Annotated in this window: 4 protein-coding genes; all 4 read left to right on the plus strand. The window is 62.9% G+C overall.

From position 1 onward, the window contains the following. Positions 1-1,119 (plus strand): dihydropteroate synthase (folP, locus tag AB1609_18045; GenBank protein MEW6048348.1); only part of this gene is annotated, 1,119 nt, incomplete at its 5' end. Continuing rightward, the gene (folB, locus tag AB1609_18050; GenBank protein MEW6048349.1) at positions 1,112-1,477 is read left to right on the plus strand and encodes a dihydroneopterin aldolase; all 366 of its coding nucleotides are present in this window, start codon (positions 1,112-1,114) and stop codon (positions 1,475-1,477) included. The genes folP and folB, both read left to right, overlap by 8 nt. Before the next feature lie 8 nt (positions 1,478-1,485). Further along, positions 1,486-2,001 carry a 2-amino-4-hydroxy-6-hydroxymethyldihydropteridine diphosphokinase gene (gene folK, locus AB1609_18055; GenBank protein ID MEW6048350.1) on the plus strand — a complete coding sequence of 172 codons (516 nt, stop codon included), beginning with the start codon at positions 1,486-1,488 and terminating at the stop codon, positions 1,999-2,001. A gap of 696 nt (positions 2,002-2,697) precedes the next feature. Next, positions 2,698-3,682 (plus strand): histidine kinase dimerization/phosphoacceptor domain-containing protein (locus AB1609_18060; GenBank protein ID MEW6048351.1); only part of this gene is annotated, 985 nt, incomplete at its 3' end.

Below are 3,682 nucleotides of genomic sequence, written 5' to 3' on the forward strand. Positions count from 1 at the left end.
GCCGTTCACCGGGTAGTCAAAGTGGAGGGGCTTACCCCGAAGGCCGCCAACGTGCTGAAGCAGGAGATGCTGGCCCGGGGCGGGGAAGCGGCAGTGGCGCACGGCGCGGCGGACTGGTCGGTGGAGCGGACGGACGTCTTGCTGATGGGCACCCTGCGCCAGTACCGCCTGCTGGTGAGCAAGTTGAAGATGCAGCCCTTTGGCCTGGCCGAGCTGGGGAGGCAGCTGGAGGCGGTCCTGGCGTGCTGGGAAAGCGAGGGGCGCTGGCGGCTGGAGTGTGGACCCCACACCCTCGAGTTGGGGGCCAGGACCCTTGTCATGGGTATCCTGAACGTCACTCCCGATTCGTTCTCCGACGGCGGGCTGTACTTGGATGTGGAGGCTGCGGTCGCCAGGGCAAGGGAGATGGTCTCCCAGGGGGCAGACATAGTGGACGTGGGAGGGGAGTCGACGCGTCCGGGATCAACCCCTGTGTCGGAACAGGAGGAAATGGACCGGGTTCTGCCGGTCATCGAGCGCCTGGTCAGGGAACTGCCCGTCCCCATATCGGTGGACACGTATAAAGCCAGGGTGGCCAGGGAGGCCCTGCGCCTGGGGGCCCACATAGTCAATGACGTGGGGGGACTGCGGGCGGACCCCGAGATGGCCGGGGTGGTGGCCGAGTTCGGGGTACCCGTCGTAATCATGCACGGCCTCGCTGAGCACCGCCGAAAGGAGTGGCCGGAGTACAGGTCGGTGATGGATGCCCTGGGCGACTTCTTCTGGGAGAGCCTGGACTTGGCGGAACGGGCGGGCATATCCCGGGATCTCGTGATCATCGATCCGGGGATCGGGTTTGGAAAGAAGGCCGAGCACAACCTGGAAATAATAGCCAAGTTGCGCGAACTGAGGAGCTTCGGCCGGCCTATTCTGCTCGGGCCCTCGCGGAAAAGGGTCGTGGGCGACGTGCTTGGCCTGCCGGTCGAGGAGCGGCTGGAGGGCACGGCTGCTGCGGTGGCGCTGGGCATTGCGAACGGAGCCGATATTGTCCGGGTGCACGATGTGAAAGAGATGGTGCGGGTAGCCCGAATGGCCGACGCCATCGTGCGCCGTCCGGCCGGGGGGCAATGGGGTGGCTGACCGGATCATCCTCAAGGGCATGACCTTTTATGGCTACCACGGTGTCTTGCCCGGGGAGAAAGTGGCGGGACAACCGTTTGTCGTTGACCTGGTCCTGTACCTGGATCTCGACCGGGCGGGGAGGCGTGACGATCTGGCTTGCACGGTGGACTACTCCCGAGTGTTTGAGGCGGTGAGGCGGGTCGTCGAAGGTGAGCGCTTCGACCTGATCGAGACACTGGCCACGACCATAGCTGAGCGAGTCCTGGCCAGCTTCCCGGTGGAGGCAGTGCGGGTTCGGGTCAAGAAGCCGATGGCCCCGGTGGGAGGGATCATGGAGTACGCGGCAGTGGACGTGCGGAGGAGGAGGAGGAGATAGAGTTGACCGTGGTTTACCTGGGCCTGGGGGCCAACCTGGGAGATCGAGAGGAGATGCTGGCCCGGGCGGCGGCCAGGCTGGATGCCCACCCTGCCATCCGGGTGCTCAGGCGTTCCTCCCTTTACGAGACGGAACCGGTGGGCCCGGCAGGACAACCCTGGTACCTGAATGCGGTCCTGGAGGCGGAAACGTCCCTGTCTCCTCTGGAGCTGCTCGGTATCTGCAAGCAGATCGAGGCCGACTTGGGCAGGAAGCGGGGGGTACGCTGGGGACCACGCCCCATCGACATAGATGTACTGCTGTTCGGTCATTTTCAGATATCCACGCCGGATCTGGTCATTCCCCATCCCGAGCTGCGTAAGCGCGCGTTTGTACTGGTGCCTCTGGCCGAGATCGCACCGGACCTCGTGCTCCCCGGGGGAGGTACCGTCAGGTCGGTACTGGCCGTGTTGGATGACCCGCATCGGGTTTGTCTCCACCGGGAAGCGTGGCCGGCCCCAGGCGAGCCTGCCCGCGCGTATTGACTTGCTCTGGCCAAAAGAGGGTCTAATGGCCTAAGGGTCGTATGTGTGCTCGGACGGAATTTGGTTCCGCCATTCCGAAATAAGGGAGCAGGCGCTGGACGTGGCGGGCACCAGATGCCGACCTCCGCGTGGAGGAGAGATGTGGAAAGCACGAGTCATCGCTGGGCCCCGGCATCGGATTGGCGGTCGGCTCAGTGTGTCCTGCGGGTCGTGGCGGAGCGGGTGAGGCAGCGAGCCGAGGATCCGTTGGCCGTGTCCGGTAAAGGCCCGGACTTCGGCCTGCGCTTTCGCGCGTGAGAGCATGCCGCAACCGTAGCTCGACGAATACACCCGGAGGTGGTCACGCGCACTCAGGAAGTGGAAGCGCATCTGGAGTTCCTCCTCGAGGGTGCCGCAGCTCAGATTATTTGATGGTCGCCACCTCCCGGGAGCGCCGGGAGACACGCCCGAGGGCCTGCCTGTTCCAGGATGACTGTCTTCCAGCCGGCTCGAGCTACCAACACGCCTGCCACGAGGTTGTTGTGCCCTGCTGCCACCAGTACCACTGATTACTGCGCTACTGCGCCTGCCCTCGTGGTCCCCCGACAGCAGGTGTCTCCTTGGACGCCAGGCCCGAGCTTACCTGGGATGTGCGACAGTACGGTATAATGTAGTAGTGTAGTAGTTGGGGTTGCAGACCGGCCAGGAGCGGCTGCCGTGACACAGGTTACCCTCGAACTGTACTCGTTTTTCAGACTTAACTTCGCGGCGCTGTACTTCGCCTATGGCCTGACGTTCTTTCTCATGGGGTTTGCAGTCCTTCTGGAGGAACGCTCCTTCCATTACAGCGCCTTCCGCCTGGCCCAAAGCCTGAGGTTCCTGGGGGTCTTCGGCTTACTGCACGGGTTGGCGGAGTGGGGATTCGTATTCATCCCACTGCACGCCGAGTACGCTTCCTCGATTACGGTGATCGGGCTTCGTGTTCTTGACCTTTGCCTCGTCGCCACATCTTACCTGTTCCTGTTCATGTTCGGGTCTCGTCTCCTGGCCTCTTCGTCGCCCAGGGCGCGTCTTTTGCAGTGGATTCCACTACCGGTTTTTGCCATCTGGTTTACCAATTTCTTGCTGTTCAGGCTCCTTACCGGTTCAGGCACGGAGTGGTGGCTTCAGACCAGCGAGACGTGGGCACGTTATCTGCTGGGCTTGCCCGGAGCGGTGCTGAGCTCCGCCGGCCTTGTAGCACAGCGCCGGGAGGTGGGAATGCTCAACATCCCCCGGATTACCGGAAACCTGGTGCGGGCGGCCGTGGTGTTTGCCATTTACGCATTCTCCGGCGGCCTGGTAGTGCCACCCGCCCCCTTTCCTCCGGCCTCCCTCATCAACACAGAATCCTTCTTCGCCACCACCGGTGTTCCCATACAAGTGTTCCGGGCGTTGTGTGGGTTGGCGATGGCGTTCTTCGTTATCAGGACCCTGGAAATCTTCGATGTTGAAGTGCGGCGTAGGCTGGATGAAGCAGAGAGGAGACAGGCCGTCTATCAGGAACGCGAGAGGATTGGCCGTGACCTGCACGACGGGGTTATCCAGTCCATATATGCCATCGGACTCAGCCTGGAAAACTGCGCCTATCTCGTGGACGAGAGCACCGAGCGGGCCAAGGCCGAGATCGGTCGTATCATGGAAAGGCTGAACGGACTGATAA

This window comes from Bacillota bacterium, from assembly GCA_040754675.1.
Taxonomy (GTDB): Bacteria; Bacillota; Limnochordia; order Limnochordales; family Geochordaceae; genus Geochorda.